Genomic DNA, 20,610 nt, shown 5'->3' with positions numbered 1-20,610 from the left:
TACTCTTCACAAAAAATACAACACTTTTTAGCAAATTAAGCAATTTTTTTCCCGAAGGCTAAAAATCTTAAATAAACCGCGCATTTTCCTTAATATTTTAGCGGTATCCTCAACAAGAAAACGGTTCCAACATTTTCTTCACTCTTGACTTCTACTGATGCATTGTATTTTTCAAGTAACATTTTTGAGATGCTAAGCCCTAAGCCAGTACCGCCAATTTGGCGATTTCTCGCCTCATCAACCCGATAAAAACGATCAAAAATATACGGGAGATTTTGTTCAGCTATACCAATGCCGTTATCTGCGATTTGAATTTGCAGTTTATCATCTAAAGTTAAAAGGGAAATATTCACCTCTGGAACTTTTTCACAATAACGAATTGCATTTTCAACTATGTTGCGAACGATCTGACTAAGTGCATTGGATGTTATAAAAACTGGACCTATTTCACCAATTTTCGACAAAGTTATTTTGGCTGTCGGATGTAATAACTCCATTTCTGCTATTACACTGTCAATTACATCTATCGGATTCGCTTCACTCATCTCATCTTTTTCTTCCCGTCTGGCAAGCTCCAGTAACTCTTCAATCATTTTCCGCATACGTGTAATTTCTGTTAATGACGTCTCGATAGACTCTTCAAGAATAGCTGGATCATCTTTACCCCAACGTTTTAACAATGAAAGATGCCCCTCTATCGCTTGAATCGGTGTCCTTAATTCATGCGAAGCATCTGCGACAAATTGTTGCTGTTGTGCAAACGATATTTGCAGTTCATTCATCATCGCATTATACATTTTTAACAAATCACCAATTTCATCATGTGATGTATAGGATAGCTGAATTGGTTCATTAAAACCTTGGTCCATTACGGTTTTCATTGATGCACGTAATGCATGAAGGGGCTTTGTTAAATAGTTTGCTAAATAATAACCAATGGAACCTGAAAGTAATAGTGCACCAACACCTGCAATAAGCATAGCAGTTAACAAATAACGCATTAATGATTCAAAACGTGTTAACGGATGTATCACCTGTATATATACCTGAAAAAAACCAAGCTGTAACGGTTCATTTACGACATATGCGTCTTTTTTATCAATGGTCATTTGTTCAATGGAACCCATTGGCGTAAGTGGTGCAGCTTGTGAGGCATTATTAATACGTAAAATTTCAATTCCATCATTATTAAAAAGTCTTACAGTTTGATCACGGTCAACAATTGATTTTAATAAACCAGTATTTTGCTGTAGTTGTTGTACCGAAATGTTTGGCCCTTGGGACTCTAAAAATGAAACAACATCATCTTTTGTTCGTTTCACTTTACTTCCTTCATCATTTAAAAGCCAAGTATGCAATGATACATAAACGACTATACAAATAATCGCATAGCTAATAAAAATAACCGCACTAGATGTTAGCATCCATTTTCTTTGTAATGATAGTTTTGTGAAATATTCTTTTATTTTGATCATTCGCGCATCACATACCCTACTCCACGAACAGTTTCGATATAAGCATTCGAATCACCAGGTAGTTTTGTCCGTAAATGGCGTATATATACATCAACGACATTGGTCTCAATATCAGCATCATATCCCCAAACAGAAGTTAGAATAAGCTCACGAGTACAAACACGATTTTTATGTTCTATTAATAGCTTCAATAAATCATATTCTGTTTTTGTCAGATCAAGTTTTTTTCCTTGCACTAATACCTCATATGCATCAATGTCAATTTCAATATCTCGGAATTGCAGTGTATCTCCTCCTATTTTTTCGTTCGGCTCTACACGACGTAAAATAGTTCGTATGCGTGCAAGTAATTCTTCAATGGCAAATGGCTTCACTATGTAATCATCAGCCCCAGCATCTAAACCAGCAACTCTATCCATTACTGCGTCTCTAGCAGTCAGTAATATAATGGGTACTTGGGATTGCGTACGTATTCTACGGCAAATTTCAATTCCATTAATACTAGGTAGCATTACGTCTAGTAATAGCACATCATAATTTTCTGTTGTGGCAATTGTTAGCCCTTCTCGCCCATCAAAGGCAACAGTTACATTATAGCCTTCATGTTGTAACTCTAATTCTACAAAACGGGCAATATGCTTCTCATCTTCTACTAAAAGTATTTTTTTAGGCATCTGATCACCTTCTAATTTCAAAATATAGACATCCTTTCTATCATAGTCCTAGCATAACATCAATTAAAAAGCCTGTACCACAAGTAAATACTCGTTTGTACAGACTTTTATTAAAGTGGTCCCGTAATAAATAAATTATTTTTTCCGCATTCCTTCGCTTTATATAAAGCTTGGTCTGCTAAATCCATAAGCGACTCAAGAGTTATTGCATGATCAGGATAGTAAGCAATCCCAATAGATGCAGTAGGTGCAAAAAAATACTGTTCTATAGTCCAGCCATTTTTCAATTCATTGCGGATACGGTTAATAATGTGCATTATCTGGACTTGTCTCTCTTCTTGGTATCGGGTTAACCCCGTTAAAATAATGATAAACTCATCTCCGCCCATTCGGATCACTAAATCATGACTACGTACAGATGATATAAGCACATTACCGAAATTGCGGATAAAATCATCCCCCATATCATGCCCATATCGATCATTCACATCTTTAAAATCATCTCCATCGATATACAGCATGGCGATACAAGTGTCTTTTGCTTGTGCATCTGACAATATCTTCGGGAATTCTTTCAATAAAAACCTTCGATTTGGTAGCTGTGTTAGACTATCGTGATAGGCTAAATAGAGTAAATCATTTTCTCGTTCTTTTCGATGAGTAATTTCACGTGAAACCATAATTATTTGGGAAATCGTTGCACGTTCTGTATCATGAACGACCGTCACATTTCCTTCGGTCCACACTGGGGTACCATCTTTTGACTTTAGTAAAAGCTCAAACTGTGTATCCGACTTCGCTGTAAAATCATTTAAAAATGCTTGCCAGGCAGGCTTACTTTGCTCGTCAATTATACTATTGTAAAACTGTCCCTGTAATTCAACAATCTCATACCCTAAATACATCCTATATGACGGTGAGGCATAAATAATAATGCCATCCTCATTGATAATAACAATTAAATCATTTGTATTTTCTGTAATTAATCGAAAAGTACGCTCAATATTTTTTAATTCCGTTAACATTCTTTTCTTGTCCGTAATATCATAGTTAATGGATAAATATTGTTCCACTTTGCCAAATTCATTTTTCAATGGCACAATGGCTGCCTCTACCCAATAGTCTGCATGATATTTGGTGCGATAGCACAGCTCCCCTCGCCATACCTCCCCCAGAACAAGGGACTCGTTAATCGTTTGAAAAACTCCTTTTTTATTATTACGTGGCTCGATAAGATTGTAAGGTTGCCCAATTAGCTCTTCAGCTGTAAATCCAGAAGCATTTAAAAATAAATCATTTACTTCTATAATCGTGCCTTCATTATCCAAAATAGCTATAGAAGTTGCAAAATTCAAGGCGGCCTTAAACACTTCGAGACCGTGGGTTTTTGAGCGTAACGCTGCCTTTTGCTCAGTAAATTGTGTGAAATCTTGCATGATAAGAAAAATAGCAAAGGAGTTATCACCTTGCATTACAGGTGACAACGATACTAAATACATGCGCTCCTTTTTATCCAATGTATGAAGCTTAATAAGCTTTTCACCAATATTTTCGCCCATCGCAGCCCTTTGTAAATAGTTTTGTATTTTTTCAATTTCTTCTTGAGGGATAATAGGTAAATTAATGAACGGCTGATGTTTCACCATATCATTATCTAAATTAAAATCTTCTATGAAGCTTGAATTTACTTCATATATAGCACCTTCTTCAGATAAGATAACTGTTGAAAAAAAAGCATGATCAAACATCGATCGCATAAATAAAAATTTATCTTCAATACTTCTGTCATATAATATTTCTTTTGTTATAGCTAAAATATAGTAATCTTCCCCGTCTTTAATAGGTCTGACAGAGGTCTCATATTTTCGAACTTCAGATTTAACATAGGCATAATCCACATAATCGATTTGTTGATGCTGTTCAATAGCTCGGTGATAATTTTCTTGAATAATGACAAAATTCCGACGAGAAGTAACAGCAGACAGCATTCTCCCAATGGCACTTGCAGATACCAGAACTTGGGCAGCCTGATTTAAGCGAACATATTGATAATCGTCTCCTACTTTTTTCATTAAATAGACGAAATCTTCTCCAATAAATAGTTGATTGAAAAGCTTTTCGCTTAAAAGATATTCCATAATGTCACTCTCCATTATAAAGTCACATATATATAAATTCGTTATAAATGGGATATATTTATAACATAAAAATTACACTAATATTATATCATATTTAGAATCGTTTAACTTTCTTGAATTAAGAAAGATTCTATCCTTTTTGAGGAAAAATTTGATGATATTTTACTTAAAAAACGGGAAAACAATACTAATGTAATGCCAATTTCGCCATTTTGATGTAAAATAAGACTATAAAAGACTTTTTATCCATATATAACATAAGAAAGAAAATGATACTCCCCTTCTATTATTCTGAATTAACTGACAATTAAACTTATTTTTTGTTTAAAAGAGCAATTTGATTGCACGAGGCAGTAGACTTGTTATATTATATCAATAAAACTAGCCATTTTTCGGTATGGTCGCAAAATCAGTAAGACAGCGGGAGATTATGGATATCATAGTTATAACGTCTAGTTCTTTGGGTTTTTAATTCCAGTACGAATTTTAGTTTTATTCTTTATGCTTTAACGGAATTGTTTTAACTACCCTTGTAAAGGAGGCGTTTCGTATGCTTAAACATCGAGACCTACATGAATGTACAGAGCTTTATGAGCTATTATCGCATCCATCTGTTTTTCCCTTCGTCCGTCAAAAAGCCAAATCGGCGGATGAATACTGGTTTATGACCAAGCAACTAATCGAAGAAGAAGCGAGAGGGCTCGCTATCTCAAGGACAATTACCGACGATTGGGGGCAACCAATCGGCACCATTAGCATTCATGATGTTGAGGACGGTGCAGGCTTCCTCGGAACGTGGATAGGACTCCCTTATCAAGGGCAAGGTTATAACCAAAAGGCAAAAATGCTTTTTTTGAATGAATTATTTTTTGATTATAATTTCAATACGGTTTTCCTTCGTATTCGAGTTGAAAATTTAAAATCACAACGTGCCGCATTAAAGTTACCTTATGTAGTATGTGCAAATGATAGTCACCCTACTTTATTAGCACAAGTTAATAGTGGAGAGGCACAATTTGATTTATATAAAATCCCTCGCGATTTGTTCTATCTGACAACTGCCAATCAAACACAAGAGGGCGAAGAACAAGCAATGTAATAGTAACAATAAAAAGCAATGTGTACTGTTTATCCTCACAGTACACATTGCTTTTATTTTTTATATTGTAATATTAACTTCGCCATTTCATCTGGCGTTTTCGGTTTTTGTGTTTTTTCCATCGTCGCAATCATTTCCACTTTTCGCTTTGTTAATGTATAGACCGATTTCATAAACGATTCCTTTGTTAATTCTTCTTCTTGTAATACTTCAGCATATCCTTGTTTTTTAAATAAGTTCGCATTTAAAATTTGATCGCCTCGACTTTTTTGTGCAGAAAGAGGGATTAATAACATTGGTTTATGAAGTGCTAAAAATTCAAAAATAGAGTTTGACCCTGCACGCGAAACGACAAAATCTGCTGCATGCAGTAAATCAGGTAATTCAGTTGTTACATAGTCATATTGTTTGTAGCCAGGCATTCCCTCCAAGCTTTCATCTTTATTCCCTTTTCCACATAAATGAATAACTTGGAACGTTTGCAATAGTTCAGGGAGATTTTGGCGTAATGCATCATTTAATACAACTGAGCCAAGGCTTCCTCCCATAACTAAAAGAACAGGTTTAGCTGCTGTAAAACCACAAAAAGAAAGACCCTTTGCTTTGTTACCGTTAAATAATTCTTCGCGAATAATAGAACCAGTACATGTTGCCTTTTCCTTTGGTAAATGCTGTAGCGTTTCTTCAAAAATAGTGAAGATATGAGATGCAAATGGAAGGGCAATTTTATTTGCCAAGCCAGGCGTTACATCTGATTCATGTATAACAACGGGTACGCCAGCCAATTTCGCTGCCATCACAACAGGGACAGAGACAAATCCACCTTTTGAAAAGATGACATCTGGCTTCACTTTTTTTATAATACTAAACGCTTGCATAATACCAGCAAGCACTTTAAATGGATCTGTAAAGTTTTTCATAGAGAAATAACGACGCAACTTCCCACTTGCTATCCCATAAAAAGGGACTTTAGGAAATGCCTCGCCGATTAATTCTTTTTCAATACCTTGCTCTGAACCAATATAGTGGACATCATAACCTAGTTCAAGTAAAGAAGGTAATATCGCTTGGTTAAGTGATACATGGCCTGCTGTCCCACCACCGGTTAAAATGATTGTTAGTTGTTTCACGTAAATTCTCCTATTCCTTAAAAGCCATTGTAGCCAAACGCTACTTTTTGTTTACAGTCTTTTATTTTACTATATGCGAAAGAAAAGATATAGATGAAGCTTTTAATTTTTCAGTCATATTTTGTCTACTCTATGCTATACTAATTCATTATGCTTATAAAGGAAGTTACTCATTATGGATAAAACTACAACGTTAAAACAGAAGTATGCTTTAATTTTAAAAATCATTTTGCCAATTTTAGTCACCCAAGTAGCAATTTATCTTATTTCATTTTTCGACATTTTAATGTCTAGCCGCTACGGAACAGCCGATTTAGCTGGGGTTTCGATAGGTTCGTCCATTTGGATGCCCATTTATACGGGACTTTCTGGCATTTTATTAGCGATAACACCGATCGTGTCCCAGCTAGTTGGAGCTAAAAAAGAACATGCTGCGAAAAAGGCTGTTCAGCAAGGCTTATATGTTGCCCTTGTCCTTTCTGCCTTAATATTTATTTTATTATTTGTCGGACTTGATTGGATACTTGGAAATATGCAACTAGAAGAAGCAGTACATAACATTGCCAAATCCTATATTCACGCTATGTGCGTTGGACTTATTCCACTTTTTTTATTTTTTGTCCTACGTTGCTTTATCGATGCGTTAGGTCAAACACGGGTAACAATGATTATTACGCTACTAGCAACACCTATTAACATTTTACTAAATTATATATTCATTTTCGGCAAGTTTGGTGCGCCAGAGCTTGGCGGTGTGGGCGCAGGTGTCGCTACAGCTATTACCTACTGGTTAATGTTCTTTATCACCGTTTGGATCATTGCGAAACGAGTGCCTTTTGAACACTTTAATATATTCCGAGAATGGCCAAAGCTGGAATGGTTAAGCTGGAAAGAGATATTAGTTATTGGTGTACCAATTGGCATTTCCCTATTCGCGGAAACAAGTATATTTTCTGCCGTAACGATGATGATGAGTAGCTTTAGTACAGAAATCATAGCAGCACATCAAATTGCTATAAACTTTACATCGTTGTTATACATGGTTCCCCTAAGTATTTCAATGGGTGTTACGATATTAGTAGGTTTTGAAATTGGTGCGGGTCGACTCCGTGATGCAAAAATTTATAGTTATTTATGTGTCGGGACAGCCATTGTATTTAGCTTTTTTTCAGCTTGTATTCTGTACTTACTACGCGAACAAATCGCAACAATGTATTCAACGGATCAGTTAGTATTAAAATATGCGCAACAATTTTTAGTGTATGCTGCCATTTTCCAACTGTCAGATTCTATTCAGGCTCCAGTGCAAGGCGCTTTAAGAGGATACAAGGATGTAACTATCACATTCATTATGGCGATTATTTCCTATTGGATTATCGGATTGCCTACAGGATATTTACTAGCTAACTATACCGATTTCGGGCCAGTTGGTTATTGGCTTGGACTTGTAGCTGGTCTATCTGCTGGTGCAATTACACTATTAATTCGCTTACTGCTCGTACAAAAAAGATTCGTTTTACGATAAAAACAACGCAAAAATGTTGAATATGGACATTTTTGCGTTGTTTTCTGTATTAAAAGACTAAAACCATTACTATCGGAGAATGCCAGTACGAATAATCGAAACTTTCACTTTCGGCTCTAATGTTAGTGAAGCAAATTGCTCGTGCCAGTCATCCTTAAACATTTTTGGATGATAGGCACGAATGTATCGCCCTATCCCTAACGTATCTGACTTCTGTTCTTGAAGGATTTGAAGCACTTCCTCAAAGTCAGCTTGAATTCTTTGTTGAAAATTTTCCTCTAGCGTTTTTAATATGTCCTTCTTATACAAATGATCTTGTGAAAACTCATCAATTTCTAAATCGATTTTATAGTCCATCGTTATTTTTTTCATGTCTTCGTAGATAGTCCACTTTCTCTTTAAATGAATGACCTCTGAAGTCACAGGTATGTCCTTATCATTTAAATTCATCATATATTCAATTCGTGCATGTTGACTTGCTTCATCCATTAATAAAAGCATACTTAACGATTGTTTAGGATTTAAGATTTTCCCTGTAAATATCTGACCAGAAAACAAAGCAACCCCTGCTGCTTCTGCTATATTTTTTTCTTCATTCATTTTTATATAGGGAATTGATATATCTATTGCATCATCAAACAGCGTCGAGCCAATCATTTGTAAATCAAGTTTGGGATAAATTGTATTTTTCTCAGTGCTTTCAATAAAGCGCTGATAGTACCCTCCTGCATTGTCTGTTACTTCCTTAGTTAACTCAATAAAAGGCTTTACATCCCCTTCAGTCAATGCAACTTTAATAGATATCGGATTTTGGGGATCACGAAAATAAATATCTAAAATGTCATAAAGAGGTTCCTTTGCAGTATCACTTGAAATAAGAAGTGTCGCTAATTCAGACAAATCTAATGTTTGTTCCACTTTCATGTCCGCTCTATTACGGATATCGCGGGGAGAAATACCTTCCGCTTCTATTACCATTATTTTACTTTTATTATCAATTAACTTAGGGTAAGCGTAATATCCTTTATATTCGCCTACTTTCCCTTCAACTCCAACGAGTGACACAACTGACGAGTTTTTATATAAACGTTCATCCCAACAACCAGCAAGGAATACAATCAACAGTAATATTATCCCTTTTCGATACACTCTTTCCCCCTCCATTTATTCCAAAAAATAATGAGTATAGGCAATAGAAAGGTAAAAATTAAAAATATATAATGGAAAGAACTTTTCATCAATTCAATCACTCTAAATTTCACCAAAAAAAGTGGGACTATCGCTAGCAACACATGATAAATCATAATTTGTAACTTAGGTCGTTTTCTTTCTTTTACAAAATGAATGATTCTAAAGGTGAAATTTACAATCATTACAGTAACGATTGACCAAGATAACCAAATATACACAAAGAAAATATCAAGTCGCTTCACAAAAGTCACTTCTTGCGATTTTAAAATATAAATGATCGGCTCTGGTACTAGTTTGATTTCCTCGATAGTAAAAAACATGAGAGAAAAAAGCACTGAGATAAAATAAAATGCAAAAATCACAAGCTGATATAGGAATATTGGCTTGCCCTTCAATGTTAACTCCCTTTGTAAAAAGGGGCGAAATATTAAAAACATTTCTGCGCCCATAAATGCGAATGCACCATGAATAAAGCCCTGAATGATTTGTTTTTTATTAGTAAAATCAAGCGGAAATAAGTTTGTCCAAGTAAGATCTGGTACCGCGAGCATTAAAAAAATGATAAAAATAAATACGAGTGGAATAAGCATCACACCAATATTGATTACTGTTTCTGGTCGACTTAAATTGGCATATAACGATAGTGCCACAATAAAAAAGATGACAATCCATTCGGGTGTTTGAGGTAAAACCCATGATGCTAATACAAATTCCATATAGGCTATAAATGACGCGATCATTAAAAACCAATAAATTTTATATACCCATTGAAAAAATGTATTTAAATAGAAATAACGATAATAACGTTCAAAAAATAATAATAAAAAATAATGCCATATTGCTGCTACGATAAATAGCACCCAAGCCATATTTCTACTTTCACTAATTAATGGCGTTTGAAAGGAAATATAAATAAATCCTGTTTCTATAAAAAATAATAGTAAAAAAAATTGTCCTTTAGATAGGGAAAAATTCAAGGTGTATCACCATTCTTTACACTGTTATCCTTCGGTGGACTAAAAGTTGTGACTTGGACAGTTGGTTTGAAATACGGTCCTCGTACAAACACTTTGTATATTTCCTTTGGCTGAAAAGGCACAATTGGTGCAAAGTATGGTTGTTTTAAAGAACTTAAATTAATCAAGTGAATCAATAACACAACAACTCCAATGACAATACCGAAAAAACCAAATAATGAGGCGAGCAACATAAATGGAAATCGAAGCATACGAATTGATGTATTTAGTTCTACGGAAGGCACTACATAGCTTGAAATTGCGGTTAAAGCGACTACTATCACCATTAAATTTGAGACTAAGCCAGCACTTACAATTGCATCCCCTATTACTAATCCTCCAACGATTCCTATCGTCTGTCCTACTGATTGTGGCAATCGTATACTGGATTCTCGAATAAGCTCCATAATAATTTCTAAAATAAGTGCTTCTATTAACGGTCGATAAGGTATTTCATTTACGTCATGCTTTACTTGATTACTCAACTCTAAAGGAAGTACTTCAAAGTGAAAACTGATAATAGCAATATAAAATGCAGGTAAGAAAACAGCTGCAAGAAATGACATTAACCGAACTATCCGATAAAAGGTACCGACCAACACACGACCATTATAATCATCAGGCGATTGATAAAAGGAAAAAAATGTTACAGGTGCTATTAAGGCTGTCGGAGAAATATTTGTTAACAATACGACTTTACCTTCTACTAAATTAGCTACAACGCGATCAGGTCTCTCCGTATTTAGCAATTGTGGAAAAGGCGACCAAACAGAATCCTCTAACTCATCACTTAATTGGCCAACACTATAAAAATATTCAATGTTAATAGCGTCAATACGTTTTTCAATCTCATCCAAAGTTTCAGGTTTTATGACCCCATCTATATATAAGTAATACGCTTTCGTATTTGTCTCTTTACCGATTGAAAAAGATTTAACTACTAGCGCTGGATTATGAATTCGTTTCCGTAATAATGCCAGATTTGTTTCGAGGCTCTCGACAAGCCCCTCATGTGAACCACGAAGAACATGCTCATTATTTGGCTCGTCAGGGTTTCGTTGTACTTGGTTCACAACAGTAAGAGAAAGCATTTCACCAGTTTCAGGTATTACGATTAGTGTTTCTCCATTACAAATGTGCTCAATCGCTAGTGGTAGAGAAAATGGCTCAAGTGTAGTGATTAACGTTTCACTCCAAAAGGGCTTGTTTGTATCTAACCGAGCATAAATCGTATCGAGTACTCTTTGCACTTCTTTTGCATCTACGAGCGAGGTATAAAAGCATAAAATAGCAGACGTTCCTTCTCGCCAATCTACTTGTCTCACTGTAAAATCAGATGAATGATTAAATGCTTTTTGTAGGCTTTTCATCATTAATTCCACTTTATCCATAAAACGCCTCCTATACTTGGAAGTATAGGCAAAAAAGGCTTTTCTCAAACGGCTATGTCACGAATGTCCCGTTTTCTTTCCTGTGCAAAATAAAAAGACGCCCAAATAAGTCTCAGACTTATTGGACATCCTAATTATTTTTGTATTGTTTCTATGAAACATTCAACTTATTATTTTTGAATAAACTGTTGAGTCCAGTAGTTACCAGACTTCACATAACCAACACCAATATGCGTGTAATTCGCATTTAAAATATTCGCACGGTGTCCTGGTGAATCCATCCAAGCTTGTACTACCTCTTGTGGTGTACGTTGACCTTGAGCGATATTTTCACCTGCACTCTTATAAGTAATACCTAAAGCTTTCATACGATCAAATGGTGAACCAAAAGTTGGACTAGTATGTGAGAAATATTTTTTTGATTGCATATCTTGAGATTTTTCTCGAGCAGCAGCCATTAATTTATCATCTGTTTGTAATGCTTTTAAACCAGCTTTAGTACGCTCAGCATTCGTTAATTTTACTACCTCTTGTTCAAAAGCATTCACATCCGAAGTAGTTGTCGTCGGTGTAGAAGTAGTCGGTGGTGTCGTTGTTGTATTATTTTGTTGATTTGTTTGTTGATTTGTTTGTTGATTTGTTTGTTGATTTGTTTGTTGATTAGTATTAGTTTGAGTATCTTTAGATGGTGTTGTCGTATGTGGTTTAGTTATAACCCACTTGTGATTTGACCAATTATTATTATAGTAAACTTTACAGTTTGTTGTTTGATTTGCTGAGTTCCCCTCTGTAGTATTAGAAGCAGCAGAAGCCAACTGAATTGGAGCTGCTAAAAGAAATGTTGCACAAATTGCAGTAAGTGTTTTTTTCATTTTGCAATCTCTCCTCTCTGCAACCTATCGTAAAGTACGATTCTATTAAAAATCTTCCCAACATCTGCTAGCTTCTCCAATAGAAAAGTAGTTTCCGTGAAACAGGGGTTTTTTTGTTATAATTTTTAGCAAGTTTCACCATGCTATGAAATACTTACGTTTTATATAGGGTTGACAATACTTAAAATGAAGCTATTTATAGACTTTGAGTTTTATTAAAAAGGTCATTTTATGACAGTAGCGGGCCTTTAAAGAATTACTATAATTTTATAACACCCGAATAAAATTAAAAAAATCTGCTCGCTCCTACTAGAAAGCTTGTCGCTTTCTAGTAAGAACACACGCAGAAATACTCATTAAACCTATTATTAGCTTAATCTAATCCATACCAATAACATTGACACTTCCAATATTTTCACCTATTAAAACAAGTTTTGCTGGCATTTTAATGTATTCTGGAAGCCATTGCACCATTCCATAGGCATATTGAAACAGCATTGGATTTTTAATACCTTCGATTGGAACATACCCTTTCATCCGATAAACCGTATCTGGTAATGTCCGTACCCAATCCTCAAATTGCTCCTGTGTAAAGTGAACACCGTCGAATTCTACTAAACGGGAGCCTAAATGCATTGATGAAATCGTTGCTGTCGTAATATTTTGTTTATCAGTTTGTGCTGTAGCCTTTAAGCTTTCAAGTAAATGTAATGGCACACGTCCATTTGTAGTTTGCAATATAAAAGCATGTGGATTAAAACCTTGTAGCTCATAAACTACCTTGGCTTGCTCCGCTTCACTTAGTAAATCCGTTTTGTTCGCCAGTAATAAATGTGCGTGGCGAATTTGTTCCATAAACAACGTACGAACTTGTGGCGTAAGTGTCTCACGATTTAACCATAGCTTTGAGTCTGCAACCGTAACAATCCCTTTAACATTTAACTGCTCGGCGAAAATGGGAGAATAGACGGCATCCAATGCTTCTACAGGATGAGCAGCTCCAGTAGTTTCGATAATAAGGACATCAAATTCACTATCTAATAGTAGAGATTGTATTTGAGCCTCTGTTTTTTCGGCACCTGAACAACAAATACAGCCTTCTAGCATCTCTTTTAGAGGAACATCCTCCTCCACTGCTTGTGAGTCAAAAGGAAGCTTTCCAAGCTCATTCATAATAACAGCTGGCTTTAACCCCTTTTCTTTTAGTTGTCGAATTACGTCTGTCAGCATAGAAGTCTTGCCGCTTCCTAGAAAACCACTAAATAAGTATACGTCCTTCACAAATATTCCTCCTATAAAAAAAGCCATCGCATTGGCCGTACGAGACGACTTCTGCGACAGCTACAGTGTTAGTTTGTTTTTTTCTCAGTTTGTTCTTTTGCATCAGAAATAAGTTCTTTTGCTTTTAAAAGTTGAGGGTCATCTGATTTCATTTTTGCACGTAATGCATCCATTAATGCGTAAGTAGTTTCATTTGTCAAAATGCCTGTTTCTTCAAGCTTATTATCAGCTTGCAGTTTTTTCACTGCTTGTTCTGTATACTTGTCAAAAATACCGTCGGCTTTACCAGGCTCATATCCTAGCACCTCTAGCATTTCTTCAGCCACTTTTATGGAGTCTGATTGCATGCCATCTTTCATTTCAATTGTTGGATCGATAATTGGTAAAGAAGCATAAGCAGGATAAGCTACTTTTACATCTGGTTCAATACCTTTTTCATTAATCCAGTTACCGTTTGGTGTTAACCATTTACCAGTAGTGAATTTTAAATTAGAACCATCTTTTAATGGTGTAACATTTTGGACTGTCCCTTTACCGAAAGAAGTTTCTCCAACAATTTTCGCACCAACCGACTCTTTTAAAGCGGCAGCTAAAATTTCTGATGCTGAAGCACTTCCATTATCAACTAATACAGTGACAGGTAAATTGTACTTTTTCCCTGATGCAGCATTTGTAATTTCAGGCTCTTCGTCTTTTTGTTGCACTTGTACAATCGCCTTGCCTTCTGGCACAAATAAATTCGAAATTTCTACTGCTGCATTTAAATAACCACCAGGATTTTGGCGTAAATCAAGGACAATCCCTTTCATGCCTTTTCCTTCGTATTCAGCAAGTATTTTTTCTAGCTCTGCTGCTGTTTGTTCACTAAACGATGTGATTTGAATATGTGCAATATTTCCATCTAGCATCTCACCATAAACCGTTTCAACAGGAATATCGTCCCGTACAATCGTCATTTGAATTGGCTCAGCATTTTCTCCACGTTTCACTGTTAGTTTAACAGGTGTACCCTTTTCACCACGGATTAGAGCAACTGCTTCAGAAGCGCTAAATCCTTGAATACTTTTGCCGTCAACAGTTAAAATTATATCTTTTGGTAATAGTCCTGCTTTTTCAGCAGGTGAATTTTTAATAGGTGACACAACAGTAATGAAACCATTACGTTCTTGAATTTCAGCGCCGATTCCCTGGAAGCTTGAAGATAATCCAGAGTTAAACTGTTCTGCTTCATCTTTCACCATGAAATCAGAATACGGATCTTCTAATGCATCAAACATGCCGTTAATAGCACCATCCACTACTTTTTCATCATCAATATCTTTGTAGTATTTGTCTTTTAGCATATCAAATGCTTCGTATAATTTTGTAAATTCCGCACGTTCTATCGGAACTTTTACTTCTACTACTTTCTTTTCACCGAATGTTAACGCAAAAATTGTTAAGCCTGCGGTAATTAAGATTGTAAAGAACATCAGCATAATAAATTTAAACGGTTTCATCTGAATAAATTGTCCCGCTGGTTTTACCTCTACTTGCTGTGTTTGCTCTTGTTGTTCTAAACCATCTTTTTTCTGTTCATCCATCTTGATTGTCACCACTCTCATATACACTAACTTGTTGTCACACTATTACCATCTTAACAGGTTATAGAGAAGACGAAAAGAAAAAGCGTGTCAAAATTTCATGACAACCCTTGTCCCTCTATTAACTTCATAAAATTGCACATTAATAAGGTACTTTTTCCTAGACCATTTTCTATAAATAGCATAGTGTCTTTAAAATACTACCTATTTTACAATTTATAAATAAAAAGTGCCTCAGATACCTTACTGAGGCACGTGAATGCTCTTAGCTGCTAAGTTTATGGAATATAATAGTACTGCTTTTCTATTTTACTCATTTCCTATTTGCAGTCAACTAAAATACTCATAGATTTTGTATTATACTGATTACGCTTCCACAATATATGTTACTTGTGCTAATTTAGCCGTTTTTATTTTTATTTCTGCACTTTTGGCAGCAGTTAACCCTGTGAAGGTACCTGTTTTTACACGATATTGCGCACCATCCTGCTCAATATAAGCAACCCAGCCAAAACGTTTCTTCATTACATCTACTACGCTGACGGCGGCATTTCGTGTGCTATATGTTCCAGTAATAATACGGTATTTCATTGATTCGGTTGGTGGTTTTTCGGGCTGTGGCGTTTCAATAGTTGTAATCATTTTCAAAAAATTAGTCCAGGAAACTTTCCCTGCACGTATATTTCTTGGACAGTTTTTGCCACTAAAATAATGATGCTGCACGACATTTTGGATTAAAATATGTTCATCTTTCATTATTTTTGCTATTAAAGCTGCTGCATTTTCGACAGCTTTATTAAAATCGCCATCACTATTAACACATATTTCAACCTGAATTCCTTGCGTATTTCCTATATAAGTTCCCGCTCCCCAGCATTCCCAATAGTGTTCAAAAGATTGTACTGCCTCATGATCATCTACTTGCCAGTGCCAACTTGCCGCACGACTATTACCATTAAATTGTAGACGAGCATGCGCATCCGCATCCGCTCCTACGCTTGTATTATCTGTTTCATGGACAACGATATATTTTTTTGCATTGTTTTTCCCATTTGTAATTTTGGCAGCTTGGTTTGCAGGTACTAATTTTTGTCTTATTGATACCACGCAATTACCCCCTTCCTAATTAAATGGCGTTTCAATTCCCTTTTGTTTTTCATTAGAAAACCGACTACTTAAACTGTAATCGGTCTACATAACGAGCAATAGTGTTCAAGTAATGCTCTTTGTCTCGTCACTTGTGCATCCAAGTTATTCTTATAGTATGTTGTAATGCCAAATTCATTTGTGTTTTTATATACACTCTATTACGTAAAAAACTCATAATACTATTGCATAGACTAATTGAGCGAAATTCTTTCTGCTCTATTTACTCACTACGTTTTATTTCCTACAGTACCCTTTTAGAATTTCCAAATCGTTTATGTTTCTCTGACCTCTTTTTTTACATGATATACCCTTTCTACACAAAATCGCCAATATTTAAATATGAACTTGCTTTGTGGGAATAAAAAATTGCGTGGCTACTCAAAAAGCCTCTTTTTTAATGCAACTACTTACTTAACTTCAACTAGATGTATCGGGAGAGGACAACGTAGAAATTCTATCAATTTGGCATGGAGAGAAAATGATGCTCATTCAAGTTCTACATTAAATTCGAATAGAATTGACAATTGCGGACATAGCCCTTTAGAAGAGCATGATAATAGCAGTATTAGTTTTTTAGAGGACCTAAACGATAAAGCGATTATAAAGGCAATACTTTCCCTACCAATTATCTTCCAAATAACACTTTGATGTGTTACAATTTTTGTAAAACTTTTGATAACAAAGCGAGGTGAACTTGGCATGTCCTATTTGAACGAATTACAATACTACCTAGACAGTAGTTCAATCGGTATTATAGTAGAACTTTTATTAGTTACTTCTTGTATAGCGACGATTATTTTTATTGCAACGAAAAATCAATATATCTCCTATTTATCATCTGCACCTATATTTTATTTCATATCAAAATGGTTCTTTCATAATACACATTTAATTTTTATCGTACTTGCGATGACTGTACAAGCACTCATTATTTTAAGTATCCAAAAGAAACAAAATAGTAATGAAGAAGCTTTAAAAAGCGAAACAGTAAAACAATAATATACTTTTTAGACTGGACTTGCGTTTAGGACTGATTTCCCTAGAAGTAAGTCCAGTTTTGTCATACTGAAAGGAGAATACTTATAATGAGCAGAACAGTGACATTTACGGTGGATACGAAATATGAAGAAAGGATACTAGAGACATTTACATTTGAACAATTGGGAATAGACGAAAAGATGAATAACGTAGAAACGAAAATGGCGATAGATAAAATCTTTGAATCGTGGGTCTGTACCAAACTCAATATTTCTTACAGTATTGTTTACGATGGAGAGTAATTGAATCGAAGACGGTTTCTTATACATATCTATTAAGTATGTTGTGGGAGTGTGAAGATGTCACGACAATTAACAACTTATACTCAACCATAATCAGCTTAGTGCATTCCCTAGTTCAAAGCTCTATTGCATGCAGTATGTTCCCTCTATTTCATATTAGACATAAGTTTGCCCACTCGACAAGGTAGGTGAAGTTATATGAGAAAATTGATTATGATAACGTTACTCTTCTTTGTGCGAAGTCCATATTGCCTTGTACAACTGAACAAGCGAATATATGAATATAAAGTCCACAACTATTTAATAGAAGAAATCAAATATACAGATGAAGATAACAATCAATCGAATGCCAGTGGTATTTAGGCGGATTGCCAAACAATTTACGGCAAAATCTTGCCGCCTGAACAATTAAAACATTATAAGCCTTATAATTATTAAGTAGCACTATATACTAATGAATACACTGGCCTTACTTTCAAAGCATTGGAGAAGTTAGATGATTGGGAAGATAGCGAATGCCATCATAGATATCGTGATTACTTTTATTGGATCACTTTTACTAAATATTACATAAAACAATTACTTATAAAGGTTTTGGATTTTTAATGATGGTAGCACGATTATATTAACTTGTAAAAATCGAAAAAATTTATAAGTAGTAAACTTTGCAGAGGTGTTTGTATGAAGAGATTTGACATGTCGTTTAAAAATAAAGCCGTGAGGGTTTGGTTTTATACGGTTTTCCCAGCAATCTTAATCGCAATAGTCCTTTATATTATTTTGCCTTATGAACATAACCGCTATGCTTCGTTAGGTCTTTCAACTGTTACTATCTTGTATTTTATTTGGTTCACGATTTATTCTAAAAGAAAGCTTAAGTAATGGGCTAAGCTAACACGCTCAAAAATGTATTCAAAGTGGTGTACATTCAGTTATAATGGCATTGAATCGGAGGTATTAGTTATGACACAAATTGATGAACAATTTATTAAAATAGCTATTAAAATGGCTTTAAATGCTAGAGAAGCTGGCAATGAACCATTTGGCGCTATTTTAGTAAAAAACGATGAAATTGTCATGTATGGTGAAAATAAAATTAATAGTTTTTGCGATCCAACACATCATGCTGAAATCGGCCTAATTAGGACGTTCTGCTCTGAAAATAACATATTCGACTTGAGCGATTATACTTTATATACGAGCTGTGAGCCTTGTGTCATGTGTACAGGTGCGATGGTCTGGTCTAAATTAGGGAAAATCGTGTACAGTGTATCGCATGATCAATTAGCCAAAATTGCAGGTAGCAATATTATGATTTCAAGTAAAGAAGTAATTGATAAAAGTCCGCATAAACCAATTTTAGTTGAGCAAGTATTAAACGCTGAAGGCTTAAAGGTTTTTGAAGGCTACTCATTTAGCCATTAATGTTTTCTCAATAGCAAGGAAAATACTGCGTTCATTAGCGATAAACAATAACTTCTCGCATCCTTTAAATAAAGAAGTTATTGTTTATTTTTTTGCTCTAATTTTTCAACTAATTCTTCAAAGTCATGAATTGCATCTTGCACATCCAATCGTTTAGCTAATGCAATACCCTTTTGAATAGAATGATATGCGGTATGAAGAGAAGTAAATGCTTTGGTAAACGAAAAAGACCGCCATTTGCGGTCTTAACAAGTTAACAATTCTTTTGCTTATTATTGTTCATAATCTATTGTATTGGCTATTTGAAGAAGGATTTCAGGCGTTACTTTATCAGCTACATCTTTATCGATACTAAACACATATTGCCAATCATCTCTTTCGATAACTAACAAATTAAAGCCAATTTTTGGACTATCTATAAAAAGTGCATCCACACCATTTTTTAACTTATAAATTTTTGACATATACTTATCAAATTTTATTTTTTGCTCAATCGGCCGAACATCAATTTTATAATGGTTTTGCGGAAATTCCTCACTTAGCATCATTACCTCTAAATGATTATTAGAATTAAACCTTCCGAACTGATGTGTAAAGCTTATTGGAGGTATTCTAAGTGGCAGCTTAAGGTCTTGATTAAAATGTTGCTCAAATTCTTTTATGGCAGCTTCTATTGTTTTGTATCCGATTTGTGGGAGAAATTCCTCTAAAGGTTGGGGACGATCATTCGATATTGCTTTTACTGTTTCATTCATTGTTCCATATAATAAAGCGCTTATAAATAACAATGTAAGCAGTTTATTTTTCTTCAATTGTATCGCTCCTAAATTATCTTTAGGTATATTTTCTCCGAAAAACTTTTCATTATCCTATCTTCCTTTATCGTTACTGTGAAATGAATATATTTTAAAATTTAGGAATTAATCATATCCATAATTGTGATTAGAAATATTGCAATGGTTAATAATATCCATACACCAATTAGCAAATAGTTTGAAATTGTTTTTTTGCCTTTTTTCAATTCTTGAATTTTAGTTACTAGTATTATTATAGCTACAATGGTCAATGTAATATTTGTAAGATGCTCAAAAATGAAACCAAGTAGTGCAAGCAGTAAAAGAACAATACCAAAACCGATTTTTATCTTTTCAAATTTCGATTTTTTCATATTTCAATTCCCTTCTGTGGTCAACTTTCACAGAGTCAATACATTTATGACGCACATGCACAATTAATAAAAGCGTAAAACCCGCAAGTTAGAAATTGCTACATTCATCATGGACTTAGTGTATATATATGCTTTAATTGTAAAAGAAGCGATTGCCCTTATTTGGACAATTGCTTTCCTTTGTTTTCAATATGAAAATATCCATTAAAAATT

The 20,610-nt window shown here is 34.7% G+C and carries 19 protein-coding genes; 6 read left to right on the top strand and 13 right to left on the bottom strand.

What is annotated here, in order from left to right:
- Positions 1 to 89: 89 nt before the first annotated feature.
- The 3 genes from JNUCC52_RS01780 to JNUCC52_RS01770 form a co-directional block, all read right to left on the bottom strand.
- Positions 90 to 1,475, bottom strand: coding sequence for a sensor histidine kinase (locus tag JNUCC52_RS01780; protein ID WP_337981178.1), 1,386 nt, complete (start codon positions 1,473 to 1,475; stop codon positions 90 to 92).
- A complete protein-coding gene (locus tag JNUCC52_RS01775) occupies positions 1,472 to 2,149 on the bottom strand; it encodes a response regulator transcription factor (RefSeq protein WP_172771948.1) in 678 nt (225 codons plus the stop codon). The genes JNUCC52_RS01780 and JNUCC52_RS01775 overlap by 4 nt, the downstream gene beginning before the upstream one ends.
- 110 nt (positions 2,150 to 2,259) lie before the next feature.
- A complete protein-coding gene (locus JNUCC52_RS01770) occupies positions 2,260 to 4,287 on the bottom strand; it encodes a diguanylate cyclase domain-containing protein (RefSeq protein WP_337981177.1) in 2,028 nt (675 codons plus the stop codon).
- A gap of 550 nt (positions 4,288 to 4,837) precedes the next feature.
- On the opposite strand from JNUCC52_RS01770, the gene JNUCC52_RS01765 reads away from it, so the two are divergent.
- Complete coding sequence (locus JNUCC52_RS01765; protein ID WP_337981176.1) at positions 4,838 to 5,386, top strand: GNAT family N-acetyltransferase; 549 nt, start codon at positions 4,838 to 4,840, stop codon at positions 5,384 to 5,386.
- A 53-nt stretch (positions 5,387 to 5,439) separates the two neighbouring features.
- On the opposite strand, the gene murG is transcribed toward JNUCC52_RS01765, so the two are convergent.
- Positions 5,440 to 6,516 carry an undecaprenyldiphospho-muramoylpentapeptide beta-N-acetylglucosaminyltransferase gene (murG, locus tag JNUCC52_RS01760; protein ID WP_337981175.1) on the bottom strand — a complete coding sequence of 359 codons (1,077 nt, stop codon included), beginning with the start codon at positions 6,514 to 6,516 and terminating at the stop codon, positions 5,440 to 5,442.
- 175 nt (positions 6,517 to 6,691) lie between these two features.
- Here murG and JNUCC52_RS01755 point away from each other — a divergent pair, with 175 nt between their 5' ends.
- The gene (locus tag JNUCC52_RS01755) at positions 6,692 to 8,041 is read left to right on the top strand and encodes an MATE family efflux transporter (protein ID WP_172771554.1); all 1,350 of its coding nucleotides are present in this window, start codon (positions 6,692 to 6,694) and stop codon (positions 8,039 to 8,041) included.
- A 69-nt stretch (positions 8,042 to 8,110) separates the two neighbouring features.
- Here the strand turns inward: JNUCC52_RS01755 and JNUCC52_RS01750 are convergent, their stop codons facing one another.
- The 7 genes from JNUCC52_RS01750 to JNUCC52_RS01720 all read right to left on the bottom strand — a co-directional run bounded on the left by JNUCC52_RS01750 (position 8,111) and on the right by JNUCC52_RS01720 (position 16,482).
- Positions 8,111 to 9,190, bottom strand: coding sequence for a Ger(x)C family spore germination protein (locus tag JNUCC52_RS01750; RefSeq protein WP_337981174.1), 1,080 nt, complete (start codon positions 9,188 to 9,190; stop codon positions 8,111 to 8,113).
- On the bottom strand, positions 9,172 to 10,209 hold the full coding sequence (locus JNUCC52_RS01745; protein ID WP_337981173.1) for a GerAB/ArcD/ProY family transporter: 1,038 nt from the start codon (positions 10,207 to 10,209) through the stop codon (positions 9,172 to 9,174). The genes JNUCC52_RS01750 and JNUCC52_RS01745 overlap by 19 nt, the downstream gene beginning before the upstream one ends.
- Positions 10,206 to 11,639, bottom strand: coding sequence for a spore germination protein (locus tag JNUCC52_RS01740; RefSeq protein ID WP_337981172.1), 1,434 nt, complete (start codon positions 11,637 to 11,639; stop codon positions 10,206 to 10,208). The genes JNUCC52_RS01745 and JNUCC52_RS01740 overlap by 4 nt, the downstream gene beginning before the upstream one ends.
- A 170-nt stretch (positions 11,640 to 11,809) precedes the next feature.
- Positions 11,810 to 12,511: a CAP domain-containing protein gene (locus JNUCC52_RS01735; protein WP_337981171.1), complete on the bottom strand. Its 702-nt coding sequence runs from the start codon at positions 12,509 to 12,511 to the stop codon at positions 11,810 to 11,812.
- A gap of 378 nt (positions 12,512 to 12,889) precedes the next feature.
- The gene (locus JNUCC52_RS01730) at positions 12,890 to 13,792 is read right to left on the bottom strand and encodes a CobW family GTP-binding protein (RefSeq protein ID WP_172771559.1); all 903 of its coding nucleotides are present in this window, start codon (positions 13,790 to 13,792) and stop codon (positions 12,890 to 12,892) included.
- 68 nt (positions 13,793 to 13,860) lie between these two features.
- On the bottom strand, positions 13,861 to 15,375 hold the full coding sequence (locus JNUCC52_RS01725) for a lmo1851 family serine protease (protein ID WP_337981170.1): 1,515 nt from the start codon (positions 15,373 to 15,375) through the stop codon (positions 13,861 to 13,863).
- A 366-nt stretch (positions 15,376 to 15,741) separates the two neighbouring features.
- Positions 15,742 to 16,482: an N-acetylmuramoyl-L-alanine amidase gene (locus JNUCC52_RS01720; RefSeq protein ID WP_337981169.1), complete on the bottom strand. Its 741-nt coding sequence runs from the start codon at positions 16,480 to 16,482 to the stop codon at positions 15,742 to 15,744.
- Between the two features lie 741 nt (positions 16,483 to 17,223).
- Here JNUCC52_RS01720 and JNUCC52_RS01715 point away from each other — a divergent pair.
- The 4 genes from JNUCC52_RS01715 to JNUCC52_RS01700 all read left to right on the top strand — a co-directional run bounded on the left by JNUCC52_RS01715 (position 17,224) and on the right by JNUCC52_RS01700 (position 19,229).
- Positions 17,224 to 17,523 carry a hypothetical protein gene (locus tag JNUCC52_RS01715; RefSeq protein WP_228134052.1) on the top strand — a complete coding sequence of 100 codons (300 nt, stop codon included), beginning with the start codon at positions 17,224 to 17,226 and terminating at the stop codon, positions 17,521 to 17,523.
- 86 nt (positions 17,524 to 17,609) lie between these two features.
- The gene (locus tag JNUCC52_RS01710) at positions 17,610 to 17,804 is read left to right on the top strand and encodes a hypothetical protein (RefSeq protein ID WP_337981168.1); all 195 of its coding nucleotides are present in this window, start codon (positions 17,610 to 17,612) and stop codon (positions 17,802 to 17,804) included.
- A 198-nt stretch (positions 17,805 to 18,002) separates the two neighbouring features.
- Positions 18,003 to 18,167, top strand: coding sequence for a hypothetical protein (locus JNUCC52_RS01705; RefSeq protein ID WP_337981167.1), 165 nt, complete (start codon positions 18,003 to 18,005; stop codon positions 18,165 to 18,167).
- A gap of 600 nt (positions 18,168 to 18,767) precedes the next feature.
- The gene (locus tag JNUCC52_RS01700; protein ID WP_337981166.1) at positions 18,768 to 19,229 is read left to right on the top strand and encodes a nucleoside deaminase; all 462 of its coding nucleotides are present in this window, start codon (positions 18,768 to 18,770) and stop codon (positions 19,227 to 19,229) included.
- Between the two features lie 272 nt (positions 19,230 to 19,501).
- Here the strand turns inward: JNUCC52_RS01700 and JNUCC52_RS01695 are convergent, their stop codons facing one another.
- Together JNUCC52_RS01695 and JNUCC52_RS01690 are read right to left on the bottom strand one after the other, a co-directional pair.
- Positions 19,502 to 20,041, bottom strand: coding sequence for a hypothetical protein (locus tag JNUCC52_RS01695; protein ID WP_172771566.1), 540 nt, complete (start codon positions 20,039 to 20,041; stop codon positions 19,502 to 19,504).
- 101 nt (positions 20,042 to 20,142) lie between these two features.
- On the bottom strand, positions 20,143 to 20,397 hold the full coding sequence (locus JNUCC52_RS01690; RefSeq protein ID WP_172771567.1) for a hypothetical protein: 255 nt from the start codon (positions 20,395 to 20,397) through the stop codon (positions 20,143 to 20,145).
- Positions 20,398 to 20,610: the final 213 nt, after the last annotated feature.

The sequence above is a fragment of the Lysinibacillus sp. JNUCC-52 genome, assembly GCF_015999545.1.
Taxonomy (GTDB): domain Bacteria; phylum Bacillota; class Bacilli; order Bacillales_A; family Planococcaceae; genus Lysinibacillus.
The sequence above is the reverse complement of the archived record's forward strand: the minus strand, read 5'-3'. Positions and strand labels throughout refer to the sequence as shown.

Bases quoted from the DNA above. Each gene is read 5' to 3' on its own strand.
- JNUCC52_RS01765 (WP_337981176.1), top strand. From the start codon at position 4,838: ATGCTTAAACATCGAGACCTACATGAATGTACAGAGCTTTATGAGCTA.
- JNUCC52_RS01700 (WP_337981166.1), top strand. From the start codon at position 18,768: ATGACACAAATTGATGAACAATTTATTAAAATAGCTATTAAAATGGCT.
- JNUCC52_RS01725 (WP_337981170.1), bottom strand. From the start codon at position 15,375: ATGGATGAACAGAAAAAAGATGGTTTAGAACAACAAGAGCAAACACAG.
- JNUCC52_RS01735 (WP_337981171.1), bottom strand. From the start codon at position 12,511: ATGAAAAAAACACTTACTGCAATTTGTGCAACATTTCTTTTAGCAGCT.
- JNUCC52_RS01775 (WP_172771948.1), bottom strand. From the start codon at position 2,149: ATGCCTAAAAAAATACTTTTAGTAGAAGATGAGAAGCATATTGCCCGT.
- JNUCC52_RS01740 (WP_337981172.1), bottom strand. From the start codon at position 11,639: ATGGATAAAGTGGAATTAATGATGAAAAGCCTACAAAAAGCATTTAAT.
- JNUCC52_RS01710 (WP_337981168.1), top strand. From the start codon at position 17,610: ATGAGCAGAACAGTGACATTTACGGTGGATACGAAATATGAAGAAAGG.
- JNUCC52_RS01755 (WP_172771554.1), top strand. From the start codon at position 6,692: ATGGATAAAACTACAACGTTAAAACAGAAGTATGCTTTAATTTTAAAA.
- JNUCC52_RS01715 (WP_228134052.1), top strand. From the start codon at position 17,224: ATGTCCTATTTGAACGAATTACAATACTACCTAGACAGTAGTTCAATC.
- JNUCC52_RS01705 (WP_337981167.1), top strand. From the start codon at position 18,003: ATGAGAAAATTGATTATGATAACGTTACTCTTCTTTGTGCGAAGTCCA.
- JNUCC52_RS01780 (WP_337981178.1), bottom strand. From the start codon at position 1,475: ATGATCAAAATAAAAGAATATTTCACAAAACTATCATTACAAAGAAAA.
- JNUCC52_RS01690 (WP_172771567.1), bottom strand. From the start codon at position 20,397: ATGAAAAAATCGAAATTTGAAAAGATAAAAATCGGTTTTGGTATTGTT.
- JNUCC52_RS01770 (WP_337981177.1), bottom strand. From the start codon at position 4,287: ATGGAATATCTTTTAAGCGAAAAGCTTTTCAATCAACTATTTATTGGA.